Source organism: Phytohabitans rumicis (assembly GCF_011764445.1).
Taxonomy (GTDB): Bacteria; Actinomycetota; Actinomycetes; order Mycobacteriales; family Micromonosporaceae; genus Phytohabitans; species Phytohabitans rumicis.
Map to the genome: position 1 here is coordinate 6,920,120 of NZ_BLPG01000001.1, position 24,253 is coordinate 6,944,372.

Genomic DNA, 24,253 nt, shown 5'->3' on the forward strand with positions numbered 1-24,253 from the left:
CAAGCGCCCGACCGCGCCGCCCGACCGCGCCCGCCCTGCTCGGGAATGCGCCCCGGTCGGGTGCTTCGCCGATCAAGGGCCACCCTCGCGATCAAGGGCAAACGGTCGTGGATCTGAGATCAAAGCGCGGCCATATGCCCTTGATCGGCGGGCAGGTCCTTGATCGGCGCGAGGGGAGGGCGCATGCGGCGCGAGGGCGGGGAGGGTGCGCGCGGTGGCGCAGGAGCGTCAACTTGGGGTTGACGAATGCTGCGGCGTCAACCTAGGGTTGACGCATGACGACACCTATTCGGTTGGACGACCTGATTACTGGGATCAAGAAGGTGCACTCCGAGCCGCTGGAGCAGCTTGCCAACGCCGTGCTGGTCGGCGAGCACCTTGGGGAAGTGGCCGACCACCTGATCGGGCACTTCGTCGACCAGGCCCGCCGGTCGGGCGCCTCCTGGACGGAGATCGGCTCCAGTCTCGGCGTGACCAAGCAGGCGGCTCAGAAGCGGTTCGTCGCCAAGGGTGAGGCCGTCACCCTCGACCCGTCGCAGGGGTTCAGCCGGTTCACCCCGCGTGCGCGGAACGCCGCGCTGGCCTCGCAGGAGCAGGCCCGCGCCGCCGGCAACCTCGAGATCAACACTGCACACATCGTGCTCGGGCTGCTCACCGAGCCGGACGGGCTGGCCGCCAAGGCGATCGTGGCGCAGGGCGTACCCCTGGATCGGGCGCGGGAGGCGGCGGCCGCGAGCCTGCCGGCGGCGGCCGACGAGGTCCCGCCGGCGCTGATCCCGTACGACGCGCAGGCCAAGAAGGCGCTGGAGCTGACGTTCCGGGAGGCGCTGCGCCTCGGGCACAACTACATCGGGACCGAGCACGTCCTGCTGGCGCTCCTGGAGCTGGAGAACGGCCACGGCCTGCTCTCCGGGCTCGGCATCACCAAGGAAGCCGCCGAGCGGTCCATTGTGGAGGCGCTGGAGCCGCTGCGGGAGGACTACGACAAGCGGGCGTAGACGTCGCCGGAGCGGCCGGTGGGGCGGATGCCGTCGAGTAGGCGGATGAGGCCGGCGGCGTCGAGCCACTCCTCGCTCGCGAACCGCATGGTCTCGACGGGGGAGAAGTTGTACCGGTAGGTGCCGAGGCGCCCGACGATCTCCAGGGCCGTGAGGGTGGCGTCGTGCGCCGACGGCAGGTACTCGAACGACAGCCCACGCAGGGGCTGGCTGAGCCCGTGGAGCACGTCGACCTCGAAGCCCTCGACGTCGATTTTGCAGAAGGCCGGCACGCCGTACGTCGCGATGAGCTCGTCGAGGGTCGCCACCTCGACCTCGACGGAGCGGTCCCACCGCACGCGGGAGAAGCCGGGGTCGGCGCCCACCGACTCGATCCAGTCCTCGGACATCGACGAGACGGTCGGGTTCGCGCTGGACAGGGCGAGCCGCGCCCGCCCCGGTTTGGCCCCGACGGCCGACGGCACGATGGTGACGTCCTTGTTGCGGCCGTAGAAGAAGCGCAGGACGCGCAGGCAGTCCGGCTGCGGTTCGACCGCGATGACCCGCGCGCCGAGCCGCCGCCAGGCGCGTACCCGGCCGCCGACGTGGGCGCCGAGGTCGAAGCCGAGGTCACCGGGGCCGAGGAACTGGCCGTACACCTGCCGCATCCGCCGGTGCTTGGCCGGTTGACCGTGGTAGACGACGAGCGATCGCGTGATCCCCCAGATGCGGCCGAACATGCTCCAGACCCTACCGCCGGTAGATGGTGATGGAGTGGCCGACCTGGTCGATCGGCTCGCTGCTGTCCACGAGGGTGGCGAGCACGCTGCGCCCGGCCTTGGCGGCCGCGCTGTTGGACACGACGAGCAGCCCGTGTACCTCGTCCAGCGGCGTCAGCAGCGGGTCGCGGAACTTGATGCCGTAGTAGTCCGGCTCGCCGCTGCCCTTGTAGACGAGCCACACGGTCTGGCCGGGATAGCGTTCGCGCAGGTGGTCGGCGAGGCGGCCGAGGTCCTGTCCCCAGTCGACGTTCGAGTCGTGCAGGCGCAGGTGGGTCTTTGCCGTCCCGCCGAACGCCTCGTTCGAGTACGGCAGGTAGTACGGGAACGTGTGCAGCGAGCTGACCGCGACGAACGCCACGAGGGCGGCGGTCACCGCCTGCCATCGCCGCCGCAACACGACCACGGCCGCCGCGGCCACGGCCAGGAACATCGGCACGAACAGGGCGTACCGGGTGCCGAGGTTGCGCGTCCCGGCCATGGCGACAGCCAGCAGCGCGAGGGTGGGGATGAGCAGGTACAGCGCGGCGGGCCGCAGGCGGGGCACCGCGATCAGGGCGACCGCGCCGGCGACCCACAGCGCGAGCATGCCGAGCGGGGTCTTCACCAGCAGCGCGGCCGGTAGGTAGAACCACAGGTAGTCGCGGTACGCGTTGCCGAACAGGAACGTCCCGAACGGCGTGTCCTCGTACCCGAACTGGATGCGCATCCCGTCCCGGTAGGGCTCGGGAAACGGCAGCCAGTCGACGAGTTGGCCGCGCAGCCCGCCGATGACCGGCACCTCGGCGGGCGTGGTCCAGGTCAGCCTCGGGTCGACGGCCAGGTAGCTCGCCCACACCACCGCGGCGGCCACCACCGCCACGCCCACGGCGGCCGCCACGCCCAGCCCGAGCAGCCGCGCGGTGCCGCGCCGGCCCTGGTCGGGACGCCGGCCGGCGTACCAGACCGAGACCATGACCAGGGGCAACAGCAACGCGACGGACGGCAGGGCGTTCGTCTTGGTGGCCAGCGCCGCGCCGAGCGCGAGCGCGGCGAAGGGGAGATAGAGCCGCGGCCGCCGCCGCGCCCGCCACAACAGCCACAGCGCCGTGAGCAAAAAACCAGTCCCGGGTACGTCCAGAGTGGCCAGTGACCCGTGGGCGATGAGGTCGGGCGAGAAGGTGTACAGGGCGAGCGCCACCAGTGCGCCCACCGGGCCGGCGACGTCGCGGGCGAACGCGAACACGACCAGCCCGAACAGCAGCGTGAGCACGATGATCGGCAGCCGCGCCCAGAGCATGATGCGCCACGGGTCGTTGCATGCCTGGTAGAGCAGGTGCCGGCCGAGCTCGCCCTGGTCGCCCTCGAACGCCGGGTCCAGGACCGGGTCGACGTGCGCGAGCCCGATCGCCATGATCAGTTTGCCGAGCGGTGGGTGCTCCGGGTTGTACCGGAGGCTGTGCTGCTGGTACTGGACGACGGCCGCGCCGACGTACACCGGCTCGTCGATGGTCGGCGTCTGCTCGCGGGCGGTGGTGACCATCGCGTACGCCATCTGGGCCAGGAGCGCGAGCACCGCGAGCGCGAGGAGCGGGCGCCGGTAGCTCCGCACGACATCGAGGACCGGCACGGCCCCCAGGCTAGCCCGCGGGGAGGAGGAGAATGGGTGAGGCGACCGTGGCCACCAGGTTGCCGACCAAGGAGCCGGGCCGCCTCACCCAGGCCAACCTAGGGTTCTTAGGACCCTGAGTCAATTGGGTACAACGAATACTTGTGACCCCGAGTCGGGCATGATCAAATGTGTACGCCGACCAAGGGAGTGCCAGCACATGCCCGCCGTGCCCGTATATCGAAAGATTATTAACGACATTCGCGACCGGATAGAGTCCGGTGAGCTGAAGGCTGGTGACAAGCTGCCCTCGATCGCCGAGCTGATGCAGGCGTACGAGTGCAGCGACACCCCGGTCAAGGCCGCGCTGGGGCGGTTGCAGGACGCCGGGGTGCTCGAGGGTCATCAGGGGCGCGGCGTCTATGTCATGGGTACGCCATCGGCGGTATCGTCCTCCCCAGGTGGCCAACAGTGAGGTAGACGGTACCTGCCCATGTTCGACGTTGTCGTCCTCGGTTCGGGCGTAATCGGCCTGACCACGGCCATCCGCTTGGGGCGGGCCGGCGTACGGGTGGGGTTGGTCGCGGCGGACGGGCCGCTGGACACGGTGTCGGCGGTCGCCGCGGCGGTCTGGTACCCGACGCATACCGACCCCGATCCGCGGGTGCTCACCTGGGCCCATCGCACGTACGACGAGTTGGCGCGGCACGCGGCGGAGGGTGTGCCGGGCGTCGTGATGCGCCGTACCCGAATGCTCACCCGCGACACCGAGGTCCCGTGGTGGGCGAGCGCCGTCACTGATTTTCACATAGGCGACGGTGAATGGAAATTTACTGCGCCCACGGTCGAGATGCGGCCCTATCTTCAGTGGCTGGCACAACAGGCGCCGCCGCTGACCCGCCGCCGGGTAGCCAGCCTCGCCGAGGCCGCGGGGCTCGCCCCGGTGGTCGTCAACGCCACCGGCCTCGGCGCCCGCGACCTGTGCGCGGACGACGCCGTGCACCCGGCCCGCGGCCGCGTGGTCCTGGTCGCCAACCCAGGGCTGGACACCTCGGTGCGGTACGAGGCCAACCCGGCCGGCATGACGTACGTCCATCCGCGCAGCCGCGACGTGGTGCTCGGCGGGACGTTCGAGGCGGGGGAGTGGGACACGACGGCCGACCCCGCGGCGAGCCGGGCGATCGTGGCGCGCTGCACCGCCCTCGTACCCGAACTGGCTGGCGCTCCGGTCCTGGCCGAAGTGGCCGGGCTGCGGCCGGTGCGGAGCGGCGGGCCGCGCCTGGAGGCGGAGGCCGTCGACGGCGCCCGGGTGATCCACAACTACGGGCACGGCGGCGCCGGCGTGACGCTGTCGTGGGGGTGCGCGGAGGACGTTCTCGTACACTTCGGGCTGTGACGCCGGTCCAAACCACGTCCGCCGAGCTCTCCCGGCGACGCGACGCGCGCCGGAACCGCACGTTGATCATCGAGGCGGCGCGCGAGGTCTTCGCCACGGGCGGCTTCGCCGCACCGCTGGACGCGGTCGCGCGCCGGGCCGGGGTCGGGCGCGGCACGCTCTACCGGCACTTCGCCGACCGGTACGCGCTCGCGGTGGCCATCTTCGAGGACAACGTGCGGGACATCGAGCGGCTCGCCGAGGAGTACGACGGCCGGGCCGACGCGTTCGACGCGCTGCTCCGGGCGGTGGTCGACCACCAGGTGCGCAGCCACGGGCTGTTCCAGGCGGTGAGCAAGGGCGCGGAGGCGCCGGACCTGCAAGCGCTCGCCGACCGGATCGTGCGCGTCTTCGCCGGCCCGATCCGGCGCGCGCAGGAGGACGGCGCGGTGCGGGTCGACCTGCAGCCCACGGACATCCTCGACGTCATGCGGATGGTCGCGGCCGTCATCGAGGGCGAGGACGACCTGGCGCGCCGCCGGTCCGCCGCCACCCGCGCGCTAGACCTCCTGCACCACGGCCTCCGCGGTTAAAGGGCGGTGACCGTGACGGAGTACGAGGGTTCGGGGGCGTGCTCCTCGCGGTAGGAGATCTGCCGGATCTGGCGGTCGTCGACGAACAGCGCGACGTCGATCAGCACGCCGAGGTGGGTGAGGCTGACGCTCGCGGCCCGCCGCTTGTCCTGCAGTACGTCGCCGATGGCGCCGAGGAAGTGGGTGGCGTCGCCGCAGTGGTGGTCCGGCGGGCGGCGCAACACGACGTCGAGGGCGACCAGGTGGGTCACGGGGGTCCAGCCGCTGTGCTGGGCGGCCCGGCATGCCGCCTCCAGCAGCGCGCGGACCCGGTTGGCCTGGCGGTGACCGGCCGCCAGGATCGGCAGGGCCTCGTTCCGCAACGGAGGCAGCCCGCGCACTTCGAACGCCAAAGAATCCACGACGCCACCTCCATGTGGAGACGATCCTCCCGGTCGGACCGTGCAGGGGGTGAAAAGAGGAAAGTCGGCGTCGGCGGCGACTTGCGCCCCGACGGTACCGACCGATTTCGGCATCTGGACAGCGTCCGTTCGTGCACAGTTAGGGAATCGGCGGAGTGAGGGCGATTTGCCCGAGGTTTGCCGTTCCGGCGGGCGGGGGAGAAGGGGCCGGAGGGAGGCGAGGCCGGTGCGAAGAATCAGACGGGTGGCGGCTGCCGCGGTGGCGGTGGCGCTGCTGGGGTCGAGCGCGGCCTGCGGCGGTGACGAGGGTGGCACGCCCACCATCAATCTCTATATCGGTCCGGAGCAGAACCTGCAGAAGGTCGTCGACGACTGCAACGCCAAGGCCGGCGGCCAGTACCGGATCAGCTACCAGGTGCTGCCGCGCGACGCCGACGGCCAGCGGGTGCAGATGGTGCGCCGGCTCGCCGCCGAGGACGACGGCATGGACGTGCTCGGCCTCGACGTCACGTGGACCCAGGAGTTCGCCAGCGCCGACTGGATCCTGGAGTGGACCGGGGAGAACAAGGCGGAGGCTGAGCGGGGCACGCTCGCCGGGCCGCTGGCGAGCGCCCGGTACGAGGACAAGCTCTACGCGGCGCCGAAGAACACCAACGTGCAGCTGCTGTGGTACCGCAGCGACCTGGTATCGCAGCCGCCCAAGACCTGGGACGAGATGATCCAGCAGGCGCTGGACCTCAAGGCGCAGGGCAAGCCGTACCAGGTGATCACGATGGGCGCGCAGTACGAAGGGCTCGTCGTGCTCTACAACACGATCGCGGTGAGTGCGGGCGGGCACATCCTCAACGACGACGGCACCAAGGCGGACATGGACGCCGGCGCGGTGCGGGCGCTGGAGATCCTGCACCGATTCGCCACGGCCGGCGTGACCAGCCCGTCGTTCTCCAACACCATCGAGGACCCGGCCCGGTTGGAGTTCCAGTCCGGTGGCGGCGCGTTCCAGCTGAACTGGCCGTTCGTCTACCCGGCCATGCAGGAAGCCGCGCCAGACCTGGCGAAGAACGTCAAGTGGGCGCGCTATCCGGCCGTCGACGCGAGCACGCCGAGCCGGGTGACCATCGGCGGCTACAACCTGGCGGTGTCGCGGTACTCCAAGCACCCCGACCAGGCGTTCGCCGCGGCGCTGTGCCTGCGCAACGCCGAGCACCAGAAGTTCTCGGCGATCAACGACGGCGTACCGCCCACCATCGAGAGCGTCTACGCCGACCCGGAGATGGCCAAGGCGTACCCGATGAAGGACACCATCCTCGAGGAGCTCAAGGACCCGGCGGTACGGCCGCTGTCGCCGGCGTACCAGAACATCTCGACGGTCATCGCGGCGGCGCTGTCGCCGCCGTCCTCGATCAAGCCCGAGCAGACCGCCAAGCAACTGCGCGGCTCGATCCAGGACGCGCTGGAGTCGAAGGGGGTGCTGCCGTGACCAGCGTCGCGGACAGGGGGGCCAAGCACCGGGCCGAAACGCTGTCCAAGGTGGACAAGGCCCGGCTGTCCGAGGGCAAGCGGGCCGAGCGGCGCCTGGCCTGGCTGCTGTGCGCGCCGGCGGTGCTGGTGATGGTCGCCGTTGCCGGCTATCCGATCCTGTACTCGGTCTGGCTGTCCCTGCAGCGGTACGACCTGAAGTTCCCCGACGAGCGCGAGTTCGTCGGGCTGTCCAACTACGTCACGGTGCTGAGCAATGAGATCTGGTGGACCGCGTTCGGTGTGACCACGCTGATCACCGTCGTGACCGTTGCGGTCGAGCTGGTGCTGGGCATGGCCCTGGCGCTCATCATGCACCGCACCCTCGTCGGGCGCGGCGTGGTACGCACGGCGGCGCTGATCCCGTACGGCATCGTGACGGTGGTCGCGGCGTTCTCCTGGCGGTACGCGTGGACCCCCGGCACCGGCTATCTGGCGAACTTGTTCGAGGACAGCGCGCCGCTGACCGAGCGGGCCAGCTCGCTGGCGATCATCATGCTGGCGGAGATCTGGAAGACCACGCCATTCATGGCGCTGCTGCTGATGGCGGGGCTGGCGCTCGTGCCGGAGGACCTGCTGAAGGCCGCCGCGATGGACGGAGCAACCGCGTGGCAGCGCTTCACGAAGGTGATGCTGCCGGTGATGAAGCCGGCCATCCTGGTGGCGCTGCTGTTCCGCACGCTGGACGCGTTCCGCGTCTTCGACAACATCTACGTGCTGACCGCCGGCGCCAACGACACGTCTTCGGTGTCGATGCTGACGTACAACAACCTGATCAGAGGGCTCAACCTGGGCATCGGCTCGACGATGTCGGTGCTGATCTTCGTCGCCGTGGCGATCATCGCGTTCATCTTCGTGAAGCTGTTCGGCACGGCCGCCCCCGGTAGCAGCGAGGAGGGGAGGCGCTGATGGCTGAGTCAACTATTGGATCGGGCCGTGGAGCCAAGTGGCGCTGGGGTGTGCTGGACCTGATCGTGGTCGTGTTCGCGCTGATCCCGGTGCTGTGGATCGCGTCGCTGTCGTTCAAGACGACCGCGACGCTGACCGACGGCAAGTTCATCCCGCGTGAGTGGACGCTGGAGAACTACCGCACGATCTTCCAGACCGACCAGTTCGTCCGCGCCCTGATCAACTCGATCGGCATCGCGCTGATCTCCACGCTGATCGCCGTGGTGCTGGGCACGATGGCGGCGTACGCGATCGCCCGGTTGGACTTCCCCGGCAAGGGAGCGCTGGTCGGCGTGTCCCTGCTGATCGCGATGTTTCCGCAGGTTTCGCTGATCTCGCCGCTGTTCGACATCGAGCGGCGGCTCGGCCTCTTCGACACCTGGCTGGGGCTGATCCTGCCGTACATCACGTTCGCGCTGCCGCTGACGATCTACACGCTGTCGGCGTTCTTCAAGCAGATCCCGTGGGACCTGGAGAAGGCGGCCAAGATGGACGGTGCGACCCAGGGCGAGGCGTTCCGCAAGGTGATCGCGCCGCTGGCCGCGCCGGGCGTGTTCACCACCGCGATCCTGGCGTTCATCTTCTGCTGGAACGACTTCCTGTTCGCGATCTCGCTCACCTCCACCGAGCGGTCCCGCACGGTACCGGCGGCGCTGTCGTTCTTCACCGGCGCGTCGCAGTTCGAGGACCCGACCGGGGCGATCTCCGCGGCCGCCGTGGTGATCACGATCCCGATCATCCTGTTCGTGCTCTTCTTCCAGCGTCGCATCGTCTCGGGCCTGACGTCCGGCGCGGTTAAGGGGTGACTCATGGCCGACATCGTGCTGGACAAGGTGACCAAGCAGTTCCCGGACGGGACCGTGGCGGTCAATGAGGTCGACCTGGAGATCGCCGACGGCGAGTTCGTGATCCTGGTGGGCCCGTCGGGCTGCGGCAAGTCCACGCTGCTCAACATGATCGCCGGACTGGAGGACATCAGCTCCGGCGAGCTGCGCATCGCCGGCGACCGGGTCAACGAGAAGGCGCCCCGGGATCGGGACATCGCGATGGTGTTCCAGTCGTACGCCCTCTACCCGAACATGACCGTGCGGGAGAACATGGCCTTTCCGCTGCGGCTGGCCAAGCTGGACAAGGCCACGATCGACCAGAAGGTCGGCGAGGCGGCCAAGGTGCTGGAGCTGACCGAGCTGCTGGACCGCAAGCCGGCCAACCTGTCCGGCGGGCAGCGGCAGCGGGTGGCGATGGGCCGGGCGATCGTGCGCAGCCCCAAGGCGTTCCTGATGGACGAGCCACTGTCCAACCTGGACGCCAAGCTGCGGGTGCAGATGCGCACGGTCATCTCCCGCCTGCAGAAGCGGCTCGACACGACCACGGTGTACGTGACCCACGACCAGACCGAGGCGATGACGCTGGGCGACCGGGTGGTCGTCCTGCGGGCCGGCGTGGTGCAGCAGGTCGGCGACCCGCAGACGCTGTACGACCACCCGGCCAACCTGTTCGTCGCCGGGTTCATCGGCTCGCCGTCGATGAACTTCCTCGGCGCCCAGGTCAAGGACGGCAAGCTGGAGACGGCCCTGGGCGAGGCGCCCGTCGGCGAGCGGATCCGGCGGCAGCTGGACAAGGGCGAGGTGCCCGCGGAGCTGATCATGGGCATCCGGCCGGAGCACTTCGAGGACGCGGCGCTGGTCGACGAGGCGACCCGGCAGCGGGGCATCGAGTTCGAGGCGCCGGTGGAGCTGGTCGAGTCGATGGGCTCCGACAAGTACGTCTACCTGACGGTGGAGGGCGAGCGCGCCACCTCCGCGGAGCTGGAGGAGCTGGCCGCCGACGCCGGCGCCGCCGACCTGCCCGCGGGCGGCGCCAACCTGGTGACACGGCTGTCCGCCGAGTCGCGGGTGGCGGAGGGGCGGCCCGCGAAGGTCTGGTTCAACCTGGAAAAGATCCACCTCTTCGACCCGACCGACGGCCGCAACGTCACCCTGCACGAGGGCAAGGCCGCCGGCGTCGCCTGAGCACGCCGCCGCCGAGCCCTTGAGCCGTCGATCAAGGGCAAATGGTCGTGGTTTGATCTCCAATCCACAGCCGTTTGCCCTTGATCGACGCAAAATCCCTTGATCCTCAGGTGGGGACCGTGGCGCAAACCACGTACGTGGTGATGCCGTACCGCACGGTCAGCGTGGTGTTGACGTAGTGCGTGGTCCAGTCCGAGAGACTGGAGATCGTCGAGCGGTCGACCAGCCAGCGGGTCGCGCCGCCGTGGGCCCAGCCGCCGCCCACCGCCAGGTTGAAGGTCGGGGTGCTGGAGCAGGTCGCGGCCAGGTTGACCGAGGTCCCGGGCTCGAGAATCGCGCTCCGGCTGACGACCTGGCGCCCGGGGAACACCGCGCAGACGGCGTAGGTGGTGACCGAGCGGCTGACCGTCGTGGCGTTGTACGGCATCACCGACCAGCCCTGCCCGGTGGTGGCGGGGCGGGAGGACATCACCGTGAACCGGGGGACGGGGTCGATGCGGTACCCGCCGCCGGTGTTCGACGTGCCGGTCGGGCACGCCTGCGTCACGTCCGGATTCGCGCCCGGCGCGACCGACGCGGTGCGGGAGACAAACGTCCGCCCGTCGATGCTGGCGCAGACCGCGAAGACGTCGACCGTCTGGGTCGTGCCGAGCGTGTTGAGGGCACTGAGGAACCACCCGTTGCTGTTCGTCGACGGCCGCGAGGCGTCGATGATCACGTCGTTGACGGTGCTGGCAGAGAACCCGCCGCTGATCGCGACGCCCCAGCTCTGGCAGTTGACGGTGATCGTGCCCGACGCGCTCGGCGCCAGCGTGAGCGTCCCGCGCCGGGTTTCCATGGCGCGCAGGTCCGCCTCGGCGGCACCGGCGCCGGCCACCGACACGAGAATCGCCGCTGCCACGACGACGGCCAGCCGGCCTGTGGTGTGCATCATCGACCTCCTCAACCGGTCTCAAGGCTGTATGCGGTGCACCAGAATTGGTTCGGGGTCATCTTTGTCCCGGGTGTGGCCCGGACCGCGATGAACCCGAACGACGTCGAGCCACCCGGGTTGAGTACCGCGTTGTAGGACGCGTTCTCGAAGTCGGTCGGCCTGTTCGGCACGCGCGTCGCGTTCCAGACCGACGTGACGGTGATGAAGCCGACGGGCATGACGAGGTCGATCCGCCATCCCGTGGTCTTGACGGATCCGGTGTTGGTCACGATGATCTCGGCCTGGAACCCGGGCGTGTCGGTGGGCGGCGGTGGCCAGAACGCCGCCACCCGGTACGTGGCCCCGCACCTGGTCAGCGCGTACGCGTTGGTGGCCAGCGCGGGCACCGCGATCAGGGCGAGCAACACCGTGACGAGCGCGAGCGCGTACCGACGGGTACGGCGAGGTCGCGGTGGCGGGTCAGCCATGGGCACTCCTTCCATGCGGGGCGATACGCCCAGCATGGAAGGAGGCGTTCATCGAATTTGCATCGCGACGTTCATCGATAGGCGTCAGTTGGCGGAGGCCGCCAGGCGGGAGCGGCTGCGGGGGTACGGGATGAGGTTGTCGGGCTCCGGGGACGCACTGGACAGGCTGGACAGGCCGTAGCGGTCGTCGGTCAGCGGGTCGGGCGAGGAGTAGCGCTCCGCCTCGCCGTGCAGGTAGCGGCCGTAGCTGAGCATGCCGTCGACCAGTTGCCGTACGTCGTCCGTCGGGCGGACCACGAAGCGGAGGAACTGGCTGGTCATGCCCAGCTTGTTGCCGCACTCCCGGACGTAGAGCCCGTGCCGGCTCAGCAGGAAGTCGCGCAGGTCCACCCCGCTCCAGCCGGGCGGCAGCTTGACGAGCAGGAAGTTGCCCTGCGACGGGAAGACGGTCAGCCCGGGGACGCGGTTCAGTTCGTCGGCCATCGAGTACCGGTCGCGGGCCAGCAGCCGCAGGCTCTCCCGGTACTCGGTCTCGTAGTCCTGGATCATGTGGACCACGGTCTCGGCGAGCGAGTTGAGGTTCCACTTCGGCAGGACCTTCGCGATCTTGCCGGCGATCTGCGGGTTGGCCACCAGGTAGCCGAACCGGATGCCGTGCAGGCCGAAGTTCTTGCCCAGGCTCTTGAGTACCACCACGTTGGGGCGGATCGCCGCGTCCGGTGCGATCGACGGCTGCCGCTCGGCCTCGACGAAGTCGATGAACGACTCGTCCACGACCACCAGGTCCAGGTCGGTGAGGGCGTCGACGAAGCGCAGCACTTCGCGGCGGGGCAGGAAGCCGCCGTCCGGGTTGTTCGGGTTGCAGATCACCGCCACCCGGGAGCCGCGGCTGCGGATGAACGCGACGTATTCCTCCAGGTCGAGGGCGTAGCCGTCGGCCTCCTGGAGCGGATACATGTCGACCCGCTTGCCGGTCTCCAGCGGCTGGTCGGTCCAGCGGCCGAAGGTCGGGATCGGGATCGCGATGCTCTCTTTGATCATTAGGTGGTCGAGCCAGGTGATCAGCTCGGTCGAGCCGTTCGCCATCGCGACGGTCTGCGGGTGCAGGCCGAGGACGCTGCACAGCTTGGCGGTGATCGAGCCGGAGTCGCTCGGGTAGTACTTAAGGATCGACTCCAGGTTCTGCGACAGCGCGGCGAACATCTCGGGCGTGGGGAAGTACGGGTTGCACGGGATGCAGAAGTCGACAATCGGGGTGCTGCCCTCTCCCATGCTCCTGCTCAGCGCGAACACCGACGGGCTGTGCGCGCCCGTGCGCAGCAGACCAAGGTCGACGTTTCCGTGACGCACGGATACCTCCCTGAAATGGCCAGTGTCGTGGGGCGGTACGGGACACTCCACGAGCCTGGTTCAAACCAACAGAAAGGTTTAAGACGGACCTAATGAGACTCCGAGCTAAGAAAGTGCCAAAGCGAGGGCCGCCGTCGAGGTGAAGTCGATAGCCGGCTCCGAACTGGGCCAGGCCCGCACGTCGTCCAGGTAGCGGGCGTCCGGCCGATCGTACGCGGCGAAGCGGTTGACGCCGTCCGCCGGGCACGCGTTGGCGCCGTCCGGGATGCCGATGAACTCGAAGTTCTCCGCGCCGTTCGGTCCGTTGACCACCGCGCCGCGGACAATAGCCATCCCAGGGGCACCCCGGACCCCGAGGCCGGACAGGTTCGCCACCTGGTGCTGCGGGCACTGCGGGTACGTCGTGCCGGCGCCGATCATCAGGGACGTGCCCCACGCGTTGGCGCCGAACGCGAAGTTGCGCTGCCGGGTGCCGAAGTCGTCGTACGCCCGGGAGCCGGTCAGCCGCCGGTAGAGCTGCGCGGTCGCCGCGTACCCGAAGCTGCGGGTCGCCGCGTCGAACTGGGTGACGTCGACCGCGTGGCCCAGCGGGTTGCCGGCCGCGGCCTCGACGCCGCTGTCCAGTTGGCGCCGCAGGTCGGCGATGAGCCGGTCGGCCAGGGCGGAGCCGTGCAGCAGCGGCACCAGGTCCGCGTGGGCTAGCGCGCTGGTGTCGTACAGGTTCAAGGTGTCCCAGGGCGAGGTGTCCAGGTACGCGCGGGCCCAGCCGGCCGCCTCCCGGGTCCACCGGTCGGCGCGCGGGTCGCCCAGCGCGGTCGCGGCCAGGGCGAGCTGGGTCGCGCCCAGCTCCATGTCGTCCTGCCAGGAGTCCTCCGGGTAGTACGCGTGCGGGAACGCGGTGACCAGCTCGCCGACGTCGGTGGTGCGCGCCTGGGCGTACACGGAGGCGGCCTCGGTCAGCCAGCGCCGCGCCTCGCCGCGGTCGCCGCGCCCGGCGGCGAGCTGGGCGGCCAGCGCGAACGCCGCGGACACCCGTCCGGCGAGGTTGGGGCTCACCGGCTCGCCGGCCGGGGCGGCGGGGAAGACCGGGCGGTACTTGATGAACTGGTACGCGTCGCCGGGCCCGGTCTGCAGCGCGTCGTCGGCCTCGGGCAGCCGCCACACGTCGTGGTCGCCCAGGAAGCCGAACTCCTCGCTGCCGGTGCCGATGCCGACCTGCACGTAGAGGGTGCGCCCGTCCCACATCTTGTCCAGCCAGCGCAGCCCGTGGGTGGTCTCCCGGCGCAGCGACGCGGGCCCGCCGGTGGTCCGCTGCACGTACAGCAGCTCGGTCAGCGCGTACGCGGAGGCATGGGTGAACTTGACGAAGTCGCCGGCGTCGAACCAGCCGCCCTCCACGTCCACCGGCCCGGCGCCGGCCCGCGGTTGCAGCGGCGCCGCCGGCACGTCACCCCCGTCGCCGGCGAAGACCGGCGGCTCGTAGACGGTCGCCCGCCGGTCGGTCAGGTGCGAGGGCCGCCGGTTCAGTTCTCCGGGTACGACATCCGCGCCGTCCCGCTGGACCTGGAAGAAGTTGACGGTGTCGGCGACCAGCGGGGCGAAGAGCTTGTCGGGGGAGTCGACCCGGAATTTCGGCGATTCCGCGCCGGCGACCCGCACGCGATAGGTGCCCGGGGTCCGGACGGCGGACAGGTCGATGGGGTGCACGGCGGTGTAGGCGGTGCTCCACGCGCCGGCGTTCGCCCCGACCCGGCCGGTGTGGACGTCCCGCCCGCGCTCGTCCACCACCGAGAAGCGCGCGCCCGGGGCGGGCCGCGGTGCCAGCAGGTACGCCGTCTTCGACTCGCCGGTGGCGTACCCGACCTGGTCGACGCGGACCAGGCCGGGGGATGCGTGTGCCGAGGCGGGTGCGGGAGCGGCGACCAGGACCAGGCACAGTGCCAACAGTGCGCGCATGAGCCGCTCCCATCCGTTAGACAGTTAGGTTACCTATCTAAGGTGATGGCGGGCACCTCCGTCAATGCCGTCACGAGATCGGTGAGCACGGACAGGCCGTCCTCGCTCAGCACCGACTCGGGGTGGAACTGCACCCCGGCGAAGCGTGGCCCGCGCAGCGCGTGCACCGCCCCGTCGGCCGGATCCCGGGCCACTTCGACCGGCCCGTACGCCGTGGCCAGCAGGTCGGCGTCGGCCAGCGCGGTGAACGTGGAGTAGAAGCCCACCCGGCAGGTGCGCCCGAACAGGTCGATCTCCCGCTGCAACCCCTGGTACGGCGCGTCCCGCCGGTGCAGCCGCAGCCCGAGCAGCCCGGCCAGGATCTGCTGCCCCAGGCACACCGCCAGCAGCGGCGCCCCGCTGTGCAGGCGGGCGGCGATCAGGTCGCGCATCGCCGCCATCTTCGGGTCGTCCACGACGGTCGGGTCCCCAGGCCCGGGCCCGGCCACGACCAGGTCGAACTCGCCGACCGAGCCGTGCTCCGTCCACGGCCGGCGGGTCACCACCAGGCCCAGCGACCGCATCTGGTGCGCCAGCATGCCGGTGAACGTGTCCTCCGCGTCCACGATCAGCACCCGCGGCGCGCCGTCCACCGTGTCGGTTCCTCGGCGCTCGTCCAGCCAGAAGCGGGCCAGCCGTGCGTTGCGGTCGATCAGAGCCGCCCGGACATCCGGGTCGTCCGCAAGGCGTACCCCTGACTCGCTGGACTGCCGGGGAGCCGCAGCCGGCCGCAGACCCAGCGCGGCGAGGACGCCGGCGGCCTTGATGTGTGTCTCGGCGACCTCGCCGGCGGCGGTCGAGTGGCGGACCAGCGTGGCGCCCACCGGCACCCGCAACCGGCCGTCCGGGGTCAGCTCCGCGGTCCGGATGAGGATCGGCGCGTCCAGCGTCTGCCGGCCGGCCTCGTCGTTCCCGAGCAGCGCGAGCACGCCCGCGTAGTAGCGCCGGCCCCGCCCCTCGTGCCGGGCGATCACCCGGAAGGCGTTCTCGATCGGGCTGCCGGTGACCGTCGGCGCGAACATCGTCTCCCGCAGCACCTCCCGCACGTCCCGCGAGCCGCGCCCGGCCAGCAGGTACTCGGTGTGGGTCAGGTGCGCCATCTCCTTCAGGTACGGCCCGACCACCTGGCCGCCGTGCTCGGCGACCGTGGCCATCATCTTCAGTTCCTCGTCGAGCACCATGTACAGCTCGTCGATCTCCTTCGGATCGGCCAGGAACCGCAGCAGCGCGTCCCGGTCAGCCGGTCCGTCCGGGTGCCGGAACGTGCCGCTGATCGGGTTCATCATCACCAGGCCGTCCTCGACGCTGACGTGCCGCTCCGGGGTCGCCCCGACCAGTGTGCGGGTGCCGGTGTGCACCACGAACGTCCAGTACGCGCCGCGCTCGTGCAGCAGCAGCCGCCGGAACGCCGCCAGCGCCGCGCGCAGCGGGTGGTCGACGCGTGCGGTGTAGGTGCGGTGGATGACGAAGTTGGCCCCCTCGCCCCGGCCGATCTCGTCCCGCAGCACCGCGCCCACGGTGTCCGCGTACTCCTCGTCGGAGATGTCAAAACCCCCGTCGCGGGCGGCGACGGGGGCTTGCGGGAGCGCGGCCAGGGCCGCGGCGAGCGGGACCTCCGCGGTGGTCGCGATGGCCAGGCACTCCAGCGGGGCGCCGTCGTCGACGCACGCGAAGCCACGTTCGGTGATCTGCCGGTACGGGACCAGCGCGAGCGTGCGTGGTCCGGGCTGGCCGGGCGGTAGGGGGATGTCGGCGAGCCGGTCGGCGGTGGTCACGTCGCCGGTGAAGACCTCGATATGTTCCGCGCCTTCCCGGCGCAGGAGCGCGAAAGGGGGCGGGGTGTCCGCCGTCAGGAGCTTGGTCAACAGATCCATCCGTACATTCCTTCGGGTCGGGAGCCGCTTCGTGGCGGACAGCCGGTGCGTCGGAATGCAGGGGCGGCCGCCTCGGTGGGCGGCCGCGTGGGTGTTACGCGCGGATTGAGTGGGCCGCCGGAATGGCGGACCACCAGGAGTTCAATCGCGCGGACATGTCGAGCAGAGTAACAGCATGAACATTCTCGCGCTGGACCTGGGCACGTCGTCGGTACGCGGTCTGGTGCTGGACGAGGCCGCCACGCCGCTGCCGGGGGCGCTGGCCCGCCGCGCGGTCGAGGTGGCCGTCGACGACGGCGGCGCGGGCACGCTCGACGCGGTCGGCTACCTCGGCGCGCTCGTCGCGTGCCTGGACGAGCTCGCCGCGGCCGGCCACCTCGACGGGGTCACCCTGGTCGCCGCGTCCAGCCAGTGGCACTCGGTCGTGCCGCTGGACGCGGCCGGCGCGCCGCTGGGTCCGCTCATCACCTGGCTCGACACCCGGCCCGCGCCGGGGATGGGCGCCGCCGGTCCGGCCGACCTTGACGCGTTCCACCACCGCACGGGTACGTGGTGGCACCGCTTCTACTGGACCGTGAAGCTGCCCTGGCTGCGGGCGCGGATCCCGGGCGTGAGCCGCTTCGCCGGGCTGCCCGAGTTCGTCTTCGCCGAGCTGCTCGGCGACGGTGCGATGTCGGTGTCGATGGCGTCCGGCACCGGCCTGCTCGACCTCGCCGCGCTCGACTGGGACGCCGAGGCGGTGGCCCTGGCCGGCGTACGGCCGGGGGAGTTGCCCGCGCTGGCACCGGCGGGCTGGCGGGGCCGGCTCCGGCCGGAGTACGCCCGGCGCTGGCCCGCCCTGCGGGACGCCGACTGGGCGCCGCCGACCGGCGACGGCGCCGCCTCCAACATCGGCTCGGGCTGCGCCGACGCGAGCCGGGCCGCGGTCACCGTGGGCACCTCCGCCGCCGTACGGCTCGTCCAAGCGGCGCCGGCCGGGGCAGTCCTGCCGCCGCTGCCCGCCAACCTGTGGCGCTACCGGGTGGACCACGACCGGATCGTTACCGGCACCGCGTACTCCGGGGGCGGCAACCTGCACGCCTGGGTACGCCGCGAGCTGCGGCTGCCCGAGCACGCGGAGCTGGAAGCCGCGCTGGCCAAGCTGACCCCGGGCGAGTTGGAGGTGCGGGCGGATCCGCGGCTGGGTGGCGACCGGCCGCCGGGCGACACGCCGGCCGGGGCGGGAGCGCTTTCCGGTATCGGTTTCTCGACCACGGCGGTGGAGATGTTCGCCGCGTTGATGGACGGGGTGTGCCACCAGGTGGCCGCTGACCTGGCCATCCTTGAGTCCACTGTGGATCGTACGGTGGCGGTGGTGCTGGGCGGCGGCGCCGTCGCCGCGTCCGCATGGTGGCGGTGGGCCTTCCAGGTGGCGCTGGCACCGCGTACCGTGCGCCACGTGACCAACCCCGAAGTGGGCGCTACGGGGGCGGCACTGGTCGCGACCGGCCGGTTGTAAAGATCAGCCAGACGGGGGAGCCGGGCTAGGCGGTACCGGCAAGATCCGGTCAGCCACTGTATCCTTCGTGAACTTGTCGCAGGTCGCGGCGTTGACACTGCTGGCCTGCCTGGTTGGATGGACTCCGCTCCTCGACAGGCCGGGTACGAGGTAAGGGGGAGGCGTGGTCGCTGCTGCCCCGGAACCGTCGGACCGGACGGTTTCGCGCCATCGGCGTCGGATCGATGTCCGACTTGTCCCGCATCGGCGGCGTTCGCGGCTCAGAGTCCGCGATTGGCGAATGCGCACCAAGCTTGCCACGGTTCTGGTGATTCCCTCACTCGCGTTCATGGTCGTCGCCGGCGTACAGACCGTCTCGCTGGTCGACCAGGCCACGGTGCTGGACGAGTTCGCCGACGAGGTCCGTGTCGGCCAGCAGATCACCACGCTGGTGCACGACCTGCAGACCGAGCGCGACCGCACCGCGGGCAACCTGGCCGCCGTACAGGCCCAGAAGATGGGCTCGTCGCAGGTGGCGGCCGACATCCGGCAGTACTACGTGGCCGTGGACCGGTCGGTGACCGAGTTCCGGGACGCCGCCTCGCCGCTGGGCGGCGGAAACGCGGCCTGGCGGGTGGCGTTCAACCGTGCCAACGACGCGCTCGACCAACTGTCGACCCTGCGTACGGCGGTGTCCGGCGGTGCGGTGGGCGCCGAGACGGTGTTCGGCAACTACACCCGGGCCATCGACGCCCTGCTCACGCTGCTCGCCCAGCCCTCGCCCGGCATCGAGCGGCCCGAGCTGACCGACATGGTGCTGCGGTACGTCGAACTGGCCCGGGTCAAGGAGGTCGGATCGCGGCTGCGCGCCCGGCTCTTCGCGGCGGCCAGCGCCGGCAAGTACGGACCCACCGACCAGGTGGAGCTCACCGACCTGCGGGCCCAGCAGCTGACCGCGCTCGCCGACTTCCGGGTCGCCGCGACCAACGACCAGATCATCCGGTACGAGTTGGCCGCCGCCGACCCCAAGTTCGCCGCGGCGGTCGCCATGGAGCAGACCACCATCGCCACCGGTACCGGCGACGCGAAGGTGCTGGAGCCGTTCCGCTGGTGGTCGCTGAGCCAGGACCGGCACGACCTGCTGCGCCAGGTCGAGGCGGGTGTGCTGGACGACGCGGCCGAGCAGGCCGGCGCGCGCAGCGGCGAGCAGCTGCGGCAGACGCTGCTGGTGGCGGGCTCGGTGCTGGCCGTCCTGCTGATCGCGCTGCTCATCTCCGTGGCCATCGGCCGGTCGATCGCCCGCTCGCTGCGCGTCCTGCGCAGCCACGCGCTGCAGGTGGCCCAGAAGGAGCTGCCCGAGGCGCTGGAACGGCTGCGCACCGTCGACGCGGGCGTGCCCGACATCGAAGTGTCGCCGTCGGCGGTCCGGTCGATGGACGAGGTCGGCGAGGTGGCGGAGGCGTTCGTCGCCGTGCACCGCAGCGCCGTCGACCTCGCCGTCGAGCAAGCGATCATGCGTCGCAACGTCAATGCCATGTTCGTCAACCTGGCCCGGCGCAGCCAGGTCCTGGTGGAACGGCAGCTGGAGCTGCTGGACGACCTGGAACGCGAAGAGGGCGACCCGGACCAGCTCGCCAACCTCTTCAAGCTCGACCACCTCGCGGCCCGCATGCGCCGTAACGACGAGAGCCTGCTGGTGCTCGCCGGCACCGAGTCCAGCCGCCGGTGGAACGAGCCGGTCGCGGTGTCCGCCGTCGTGCTGGCCGCCGCGGCCGAGATCGAGCAGTACCCCCGGGTACGGCACGACGCGGTGGACCAGATCCACGTGGTCGGCCACGCCGTCGCCGACCTGGTGCACCTGCTCGCCGAGCTGCTGGAGAACGCGACCAACTTCTCCCCGCCGTTCACGAACGTGCAGATCACCGGGCAGGCCGCGAGCGGCCGGACCGCCCTGGTCGAAATCATCGACGAGGGCATCGGCATGAGCGAGTCGGCCCTGGAAGAGGCCAACGCGCTGCTCGCCGAGCCGCCCGCCGCCGACGTCGCCGCGTCCGAACGGATGGGCCTGTTCGTGGTCAGCCACCTCGCCGCCCGGCACGGCGTCCGGGTACAGCTGCGCACCGGCGACGAGCGGGGGATTGTCGCCAGCGTGTTGCTGCCGGCCGTGCTGCTGGCCGCCGCCCCACCGGCACGCGCCCTGCCCGAGCCGGCCGTCCGGCCGATGCTGGCCGCGGTCGCCGCCGCCCTGCCGGACTCGGTGAGCCGGGAACTGCGGCTCGCCCTGGGCCCGGCCGTCGTACCCCGGCCCGCTCTCGACGCGGTGGCCCGGCAGAGCCGCCGGCTGCCCACCCGCGCCGAGGACGTGCTCAAATCGGCCGGCGCCACGTCGGCGAACACCGGCAGCACGTGGTGGTCCCGGCATGCCGGCGGCCGCCCGCTCGGCGCCGCGTCCGGGCCGGCCGGGCCCGCCGGCCCCGCCGCGACCGTGCCGGCGTCACTCGGGAGCTCGACGCCGCCGCCGGCCAAGCCGGTCACCGGTGGCACCATGGCGAACGGGCTGCCCGTGCGCGTACCAATGGCCCAGCTTCCGGACGCGGCGGACATGCCGGTGCCGGTCGTGCCCCCGCCGCGGTTCGAGCCCGACCCGGAGGCGGTGGGCAGCATGCTCGCCCGGTTCTACGGCGGTGTACGCCGAGCCGAGGCCGAGGAGATCAGCGGAGTCAACCAGGAGGCAACACCGTGAGCGGGGAAGCACAACTCAGCCAAGACGCCCGTGATCTGAGCTGGTTGGTCAGCGCGTTCGCCGATCGCACGCCCGGTGTGGCGCACGCGATCGTGGTCTCCACCGACGGGCTGCTGGTCGCCGTCTCCGACCACCTGCCGCGCGACCACGCCGACAAGCTGGCGGCGGTGACCTCCGGCCTGGTGAGCATCACGAACGGCGCCGCGCAGATGTTCGACAACGACATCGTCAAGCAGACCGTGGTGGAACTGGGCCGGGGCTACTTCCTGGTGATGACGATCCGGGACGGTTCGATCCTGGCCACGCTCGCGGCGGGCGACGCCGACATCGGCGTGGTCGGGTACGAGATGGCCCGGCTGGCCAAGCAGGCCGGCGAGATGCTCACCCCGGCCCTGCGCGCCGAACTCCAACAAGCCCTACCCCGCTAGCCCCCCACCCCACCGCGTCCTCACCCCACCGCGTCCCGCCGCCCGCTGGCCGCCGCTCGCGTCTCGCCGCTCGGCGTCTCGCCGGGTCCGCGTCGATCAAGGCTTTGCGCGTCGATCAAGGGCTTCCGCGTCGATCAAGGGCGAATGGCCGTGCTTTGATCTCCAAACCACGACCGTTTGCCCTTGATCGACGCGCAAAGCCTTGATCGACGAGCGCCGGGGGAGGGGGAGGGGGAGGGGGGTGGGTTAGCCGTTGCGGGTGGAGCCGGATTGGAGCAGGGGGTCGAGGGCGAGGGTCAGGTCCAGGCGGGCCTCTTGGGCGACGGAGCCCTCGTTGAAGTCGTTGATCTGCTCCAGGAGTTCGCCGGCCTCCTCGCGGAGCTCGTCGGGGTCGTTGCGGGCCAGGGTGCGCTCCAGGTCATCGACGCCGTCGCGCAGGTCGTCGGCCGCGTCGTCGTCGATCCGGCCGGCGGCGATGGCGAGTTCGAGGGTGGAGTCGACCTCGGCGACGAGGTCGGCGGGGGAGACGGCCCGGGCCGGGGCGGACGTGCGGGGTGGGGCGGCTCGGCCGCCTGCGCCGCCGGGGCCGTTGCCGTTGGTCGGGGCGGTGGGCACGAATGAGGCGACCGCCGCGGCCGTCACGCCTCCGGCCAGGAGCAGGCCCGTCATGATCATGAGGGAGGGGCGGAGGCCGCGGCGGCGTTCGGCGACCCGGGCGGCCGGTGCGCCACGCCCGGCCGGCAGAGGGCGGCCGACCGAGGTCGCGGGGCCGAGGGCCGGCGGGCGGGACGGGGCGTCGGACGATGCTCGGGCGACGCCGCGGGCGTACCGGGGGCCGGCGGGGGCGCGCAGGTCGCGGGACGAGCCGGGGAGCGGGACGGGCGGACCGACGTCGCCGGCGGCGGGCTGGGCGCGAGGGCGGGGGCGGGAGCGGCCGAGTCGAGCGCCTCGGAGACGTCCTGGGCGCGTGGCCGGCGGCCCGGGTCGCGGGACAGGCAGGCCAGCACCAGCGCCACCACGGCCGACGGCAGGCCCGGTACGGCGGGTGGCGTGATCGAGGGGGCCCGGCGGTGCGCGTCTTCGGCCTCGTCCCAGGTGACCACGGCCAGCGGTGGGCGGCCGGTCAGCGCCTCGTAGAGGAGGGCGCCGAGGGCGTACACGTCGGCGGCGGGGTCGGGTGGACCGGAGTCGAGCCGTTCCGGCGCCGCGTACGCCGGGGTGCCGACCAGCCAGCCGCCGTCGCCTTCGGGACGCGAGCCGCGGAAGGCGGCGATGCCGAAGTCGAGCACCTTGGCGCCGGTCTCGGTGAGCATGACGTTGCCGGGCTTGACGTCGCGGTGCACCACGCCCATCCGGTGTGCGGCGGCGAGGCCGGCGGCGACCTGGGAGGCCATGCGTACGGCCTCGGGCCACGGCAGCGGGCCGGAGGTGAGCCGGTCGGCGAGGTTGCGCCCGTCGACCAACTCCATCACCAGGTACGGGATGACCTCGCCGTCGTCGAGAGGTTGCTCCCCGTAGTCGTACACCTGGGTGACGTGCGGATGGGTGAGCTTGGCCGTCGCCCTGGCCTCGCGCCACGTGGCGGCGAAGAGGTCGGAGTCGTCGTCGAGGGTGGCGATGAGCGCCTTGACCGCGACGGGCCGGTCGAGCACCTGGTCAATCGCGAGCCAGACCTCTGACATCCCGCCGACGCCGATCTGTTCGACGACGGCGTACCGGTCGTGCAGGAGCAGCCCGGGGGCGAAGGTCATGTCGACTAGTTTGTCCGATGGTCAGAGCATCGCCAACTGTGCGTCCAGACGTTCCAGGAGCCACTCTTCGTAGCGGGCGCGTTCGTCGCCATCCCAGCCGCGGGTCGCGCCTTCGACGGCCATGATGGTGAACAGGTACGTCGTATAGAGGTTGAGCCGGCGGGAAACGCTCGCGTTCAGCTCGATCGGTGGGTCGTAGCCAGCGAGAATCTCCGGTGCGTCGGCGAGGTCGCGAAAGAGCGCGAGGCTGACGAACTCGGCCACCGGGTCGCCGTAGAAGGCGCGTTCGCCATCGATGAATCCGGCCACCCGCCAGCCGCCGGAAGTTGGCACGATGAAGACGTTTCCGTCCCACAGGTCGAAATGGACCAACGCGGGACGGTCCACTTCGTCCAGGACGTCGGCGTGCCGGCGGATCATGGCACCGATCCGCTCCGGGGGGACCGGGAGCGGCTTGTCCAGTCGCTGCGCGTCGGCCACCAGGTCGTCGACCATCGCGCCGAACGCGCCCCGCCAGGTCGACTGCCAGCTGCGGCTGTCGCGCAGCGGGTAGCCGTACCCGGGACCGGTGATCCGGTGGATGCGGGCGGTGAGCCCGGCGACCTGGCCGCGCACGTCGGCGGTCTCGGCCGGCGTCAGCTCCTTGAGCGAGCTGTGCAGGTCGGTGCCCGGGATCCGGCTGAGGAAGGCGTAGTCGCTGTCGAGCAGGTCCCGGTCGAAGTCGGCGAAGGCCACCTCGGGCACGGGTACGCCGGCGCCGGAGGTTAGCCGGTAGAAGTCCACCTCGGTGCGCATGAGGTCGACCTCGTGGGTGAGCAGCTTCAGGCCCGGCGCCGGGGCGACCTTGAGGACCAGGTCGCGCTCGTCGGCGAGGGTCACCGCGTACGCCGCGTTGTAGGTGCCGTCGGTCAGCTCGTGCCACCGGGCGATCTCGGTCTGCGCGCCGAAGCCGCGGTGCACCAGCTGGACGAGCTCGGCCTCGGTGACCTTGCGCTTGGTGCTGCTCTCCATGGGCCTGCCTCACAAAAAAGGGGCGCGCCCGG

At 71.2% G+C, this 24,253-nt stretch carries 22 protein-coding genes; 11 read left to right on the forward strand and 11 right to left on the reverse strand.

Going from position 1 to position 24,253, the window contains the following annotated elements; genetic code table 11:
- Window positions 1–275: 275 nt before the first annotated feature.
- A complete protein-coding gene (locus tag Prum_RS31495; protein WP_173079764.1) occupies window positions 276–998 on the forward strand; it encodes a Clp protease N-terminal domain-containing protein in 723 nt (240 codons plus the stop codon).
- Here Prum_RS31495 and Prum_RS31500 read toward each other — a convergent pair.
- Window positions 980–1,717 carry an FkbM family methyltransferase gene (locus tag Prum_RS31500; protein ID WP_173079765.1) on the reverse strand — a complete coding sequence of 246 codons (738 nt, stop codon included), beginning with the start codon at window positions 1,715–1,717 and terminating at the stop codon, window positions 980–982. The two genes, Prum_RS31495 and Prum_RS31500, sit on opposite strands and share 19 nt — an antisense overlap.
- A 10-nt stretch (window positions 1,718–1,727) precedes the next feature.
- Window positions 1,728–3,365 carry a glycosyltransferase family 39 protein gene (locus Prum_RS31505; protein WP_246278213.1) on the reverse strand — a complete coding sequence of 546 codons (1,638 nt, stop codon included), beginning with the start codon at window positions 3,363–3,365 and terminating at the stop codon, window positions 1,728–1,730.
- A gap of 199 nt (window positions 3,366–3,564) precedes the next feature.
- Between Prum_RS31505 and Prum_RS31510 the strand changes: the two genes are divergently transcribed.
- Genes Prum_RS31510 through Prum_RS31520 form a run of 3 tightly spaced genes read left to right on the forward strand, consistent with a single transcriptional unit; the run spans window position 3,565 to window position 5,312 of the window.
- Entirely contained in the window at window positions 3,565–3,819 is a 255-nt protein-coding gene (locus tag Prum_RS31510) for a winged helix-turn-helix domain-containing protein (protein WP_173079766.1), read from the forward strand.
- Window positions 3,820–3,837: 18 nt separating this feature from the next.
- Window positions 3,838–4,740 carry an FAD-dependent oxidoreductase gene (locus Prum_RS31515; protein ID WP_173079767.1) on the forward strand — a complete coding sequence of 301 codons (903 nt, stop codon included), beginning with the start codon at window positions 3,838–3,840 and terminating at the stop codon, window positions 4,738–4,740.
- Window positions 4,737–5,312, forward strand: a complete 576-nt coding sequence (locus Prum_RS31520; RefSeq protein WP_173079768.1) for a TetR/AcrR family transcriptional regulator — start codon at window positions 4,737–4,739, stop codon at window positions 5,310–5,312. The genes Prum_RS31515 and Prum_RS31520 overlap by 4 nt, the downstream gene beginning before the upstream one ends.
- On the opposite strand, the gene Prum_RS31525 is transcribed toward Prum_RS31520, so the two are convergent.
- Window positions 5,309–5,713: a RusA family crossover junction endodeoxyribonuclease gene (locus tag Prum_RS31525; RefSeq protein ID WP_173079769.1), complete on the reverse strand. Its 405-nt coding sequence runs from the start codon at window positions 5,711–5,713 to the stop codon at window positions 5,309–5,311. The two genes, Prum_RS31520 and Prum_RS31525, sit on opposite strands and share 4 nt — an antisense overlap.
- Window positions 5,714–5,939: 226 nt before the next feature.
- Here Prum_RS31525 and Prum_RS31530 point away from each other — a divergent pair, with 226 nt between their 5' ends.
- From Prum_RS31530 to Prum_RS31545, 4 genes are read left to right on the forward strand one after another with little or no spacing between them, the layout of a single operon-like run.
- Window positions 5,940–7,193 (forward strand): ABC transporter substrate-binding protein, encoded by a 1,254-nt coding sequence (locus Prum_RS31530; protein ID WP_178132669.1) that lies wholly within the window; start codon window positions 5,940–5,942, stop codon window positions 7,191–7,193.
- Window positions 7,190–8,140: a carbohydrate ABC transporter permease gene (locus tag Prum_RS31535; RefSeq protein ID WP_371871290.1), complete on the forward strand. Its 951-nt coding sequence runs from the start codon at window positions 7,190–7,192 to the stop codon at window positions 8,138–8,140. The genes Prum_RS31530 and Prum_RS31535 overlap by 4 nt, the downstream gene beginning before the upstream one ends.
- Window positions 8,140–8,985 carry a carbohydrate ABC transporter permease gene (locus tag Prum_RS31540; protein ID WP_173079770.1) on the forward strand — a complete coding sequence of 282 codons (846 nt, stop codon included), beginning with the start codon at window positions 8,140–8,142 and terminating at the stop codon, window positions 8,983–8,985. Before Prum_RS31535 ends, Prum_RS31540 begins: the two co-directional genes overlap by 1 nt.
- Window positions 8,986–8,988: 3 nt before the next feature.
- Entirely contained in the window at window positions 8,989–10,191 is a 1,203-nt protein-coding gene (locus Prum_RS31545; RefSeq protein ID WP_173079771.1) for an ABC transporter ATP-binding protein, read from the forward strand.
- Between the two features lie 106 nt (window positions 10,192–10,297).
- Here the strand turns inward: Prum_RS31545 and Prum_RS31550 are convergent, their stop codons facing one another.
- The 5 genes from Prum_RS31550 to Prum_RS31570 form a co-directional block, all read right to left on the reverse strand.
- Window positions 10,298–11,125: a hypothetical protein gene (locus Prum_RS31550; protein WP_218577414.1), complete on the reverse strand. Its 828-nt coding sequence runs from the start codon at window positions 11,123–11,125 to the stop codon at window positions 10,298–10,300.
- A gap of 8 nt (window positions 11,126–11,133) precedes the next feature.
- Window positions 11,134–11,592, reverse strand: coding sequence for a cellulose binding domain-containing protein (locus Prum_RS31555; RefSeq protein WP_173079773.1), 459 nt, complete (start codon window positions 11,590–11,592; stop codon window positions 11,134–11,136).
- 84 nt (window positions 11,593–11,676) lie between these two features.
- Window positions 11,677–12,942, reverse strand: a complete 1,266-nt coding sequence (locus Prum_RS31560; protein WP_246278214.1) for a pyridoxal phosphate-dependent aminotransferase — start codon at window positions 12,940–12,942, stop codon at window positions 11,677–11,679.
- Window positions 12,943–13,047: 105 nt separating this feature from the next.
- Window positions 13,048–14,898 carry a glycoside hydrolase family 9 protein gene (locus tag Prum_RS31565; protein WP_173079774.1) on the reverse strand — a complete coding sequence of 617 codons (1,851 nt, stop codon included), beginning with the start codon at window positions 14,896–14,898 and terminating at the stop codon, window positions 13,048–13,050.
- Between the two features lie 29 nt (window positions 14,899–14,927).
- Entirely contained in the window at window positions 14,928–16,811 is a 1,884-nt protein-coding gene (locus tag Prum_RS31570) for an anthranilate synthase family protein (RefSeq protein ID WP_173079775.1), read from the reverse strand.
- A gap of 175 nt (window positions 16,812–16,986) precedes the next feature.
- Here Prum_RS31570 and Prum_RS31575 point away from each other — a divergent pair, with 175 nt between their 5' ends.
- The 3 genes from Prum_RS31575 to Prum_RS31585 all read left to right on the forward strand — a co-directional run bounded on the left by Prum_RS31575 (window position 16,987) and on the right by Prum_RS31585 (window position 21,459).
- Window positions 16,987–18,309 (forward strand): FGGY family carbohydrate kinase, encoded by a 1,323-nt coding sequence (locus Prum_RS31575; RefSeq protein WP_173079776.1) that lies wholly within the window; start codon window positions 16,987–16,989, stop codon window positions 18,307–18,309.
- 280 nt (window positions 18,310–18,589) lie between these two features.
- A complete protein-coding gene (locus Prum_RS31580) occupies window positions 18,590–21,031 on the forward strand; it encodes a sensor histidine kinase (protein WP_246278215.1) in 2,442 nt (813 codons plus the stop codon).
- Window positions 21,028–21,459, forward strand: coding sequence for a roadblock/LC7 domain-containing protein (locus Prum_RS31585; RefSeq protein ID WP_173079778.1), 432 nt, complete (start codon window positions 21,028–21,030; stop codon window positions 21,457–21,459). The genes Prum_RS31580 and Prum_RS31585 overlap by 4 nt, the downstream gene beginning before the upstream one ends.
- 246 nt (window positions 21,460–21,705) lie before the next feature.
- Here the strand turns inward: Prum_RS31585 and Prum_RS53960 are convergent, their stop codons facing one another.
- The 3 genes from Prum_RS53960 to Prum_RS31600 are packed head-to-tail and all read right to left on the reverse strand — an operon-like array spanning window position 21,706 to window position 24,221.
- Window positions 21,706–22,128, reverse strand: a complete 423-nt coding sequence (locus tag Prum_RS53960; RefSeq protein WP_173079779.1) for a hypothetical protein — start codon at window positions 22,126–22,128, stop codon at window positions 21,706–21,708.
- A gap of 2 nt (window positions 22,129–22,130) precedes the next feature.
- Complete coding sequence (locus tag Prum_RS31595; RefSeq protein ID WP_173079780.1) at window positions 22,131–23,210, reverse strand: serine/threonine-protein kinase; 1,080 nt, start codon at window positions 23,208–23,210, stop codon at window positions 22,131–22,133.
- A 21-nt stretch (window positions 23,211–23,231) separates the two neighbouring features.
- Window positions 23,232–24,221, reverse strand: coding sequence for a phosphotransferase family protein (locus Prum_RS31600; protein ID WP_173079781.1), 990 nt, complete (start codon window positions 24,219–24,221; stop codon window positions 23,232–23,234).
- Between the last annotated feature and the right edge of the window lie 32 nt (window positions 24,222–24,253).

What these genes read in the sequence shown, in the direction of transcription:
- Prum_RS31495 (WP_173079764.1), top strand. Translation starts at nt 276, where the DNA reads ATGACGACACCTATTCGGTTGGACGACCTGATTACTGGGATCAAGAAG.
- Prum_RS31500 (WP_173079765.1), bottom strand. Translation starts at nt 1,717, where the DNA reads ATGTTCGGCCGCATCTGGGGGATCACGCGATCGCTCGTCGTCTACCAC.
- Prum_RS31510 (WP_173079766.1), top strand. Translation starts at nt 3,565, where the DNA reads ATGCCCGCCGTGCCCGTATATCGAAAGATTATTAACGACATTCGCGAC.
- Prum_RS31515 (WP_173079767.1), top strand. Translation starts at nt 3,838, where the DNA reads ATGTTCGACGTTGTCGTCCTCGGTTCGGGCGTAATCGGCCTGACCACG.
- Prum_RS31540 (WP_173079770.1), top strand. Translation starts at nt 8,140, where the DNA reads ATGGCTGAGTCAACTATTGGATCGGGCCGTGGAGCCAAGTGGCGCTGG.
- Prum_RS31545 (WP_173079771.1), top strand. Translation starts at nt 8,989, where the DNA reads ATGGCCGACATCGTGCTGGACAAGGTGACCAAGCAGTTCCCGGACGGG.
- Prum_RS31550 (WP_218577414.1), bottom strand. Translation starts at nt 11,125, where the DNA reads ATGATGCACACCACAGGCCGGCTGGCCGTCGTCGTGGCAGCGGCGATT.
- Prum_RS31555 (WP_173079773.1), bottom strand. Translation starts at nt 11,592, where the DNA reads ATGGCTGACCCGCCACCGCGACCTCGCCGTACCCGTCGGTACGCGCTC.
- Prum_RS31565 (WP_173079774.1), bottom strand. Translation starts at nt 14,898, where the DNA reads ATGCGCGCACTGTTGGCACTGTGCCTGGTCCTGGTCGCCGCTCCCGCA.
- Prum_RS31570 (WP_173079775.1), bottom strand. Translation starts at nt 16,811, where the DNA reads ATGGATCTGTTGACCAAGCTCCTGACGGCGGACACCCCGCCCCCTTTC.
- Prum_RS31575 (WP_173079776.1), top strand. Translation starts at nt 16,987, where the DNA reads ATGAACATTCTCGCGCTGGACCTGGGCACGTCGTCGGTACGCGGTCTG.
- Prum_RS31580 (WP_246278215.1), top strand. Translation starts at nt 18,590, where the DNA reads ATGCGCACCAAGCTTGCCACGGTTCTGGTGATTCCCTCACTCGCGTTC.
- Prum_RS53960 (WP_173079779.1), bottom strand. Translation starts at nt 22,128, where the DNA reads ATGACGGGCCTGCTCCTGGCCGGAGGCGTGACGGCCGCGGCGGTCGCC.
- Prum_RS31595 (WP_173079780.1), bottom strand. Translation starts at nt 23,210, where the DNA reads ATGACCTTCGCCCCCGGGCTGCTCCTGCACGACCGGTACGCCGTCGTC.
- Prum_RS31600 (WP_173079781.1), bottom strand. Translation starts at nt 24,221, where the DNA reads ATGGAGAGCAGCACCAAGCGCAAGGTCACCGAGGCCGAGCTCGTCCAG.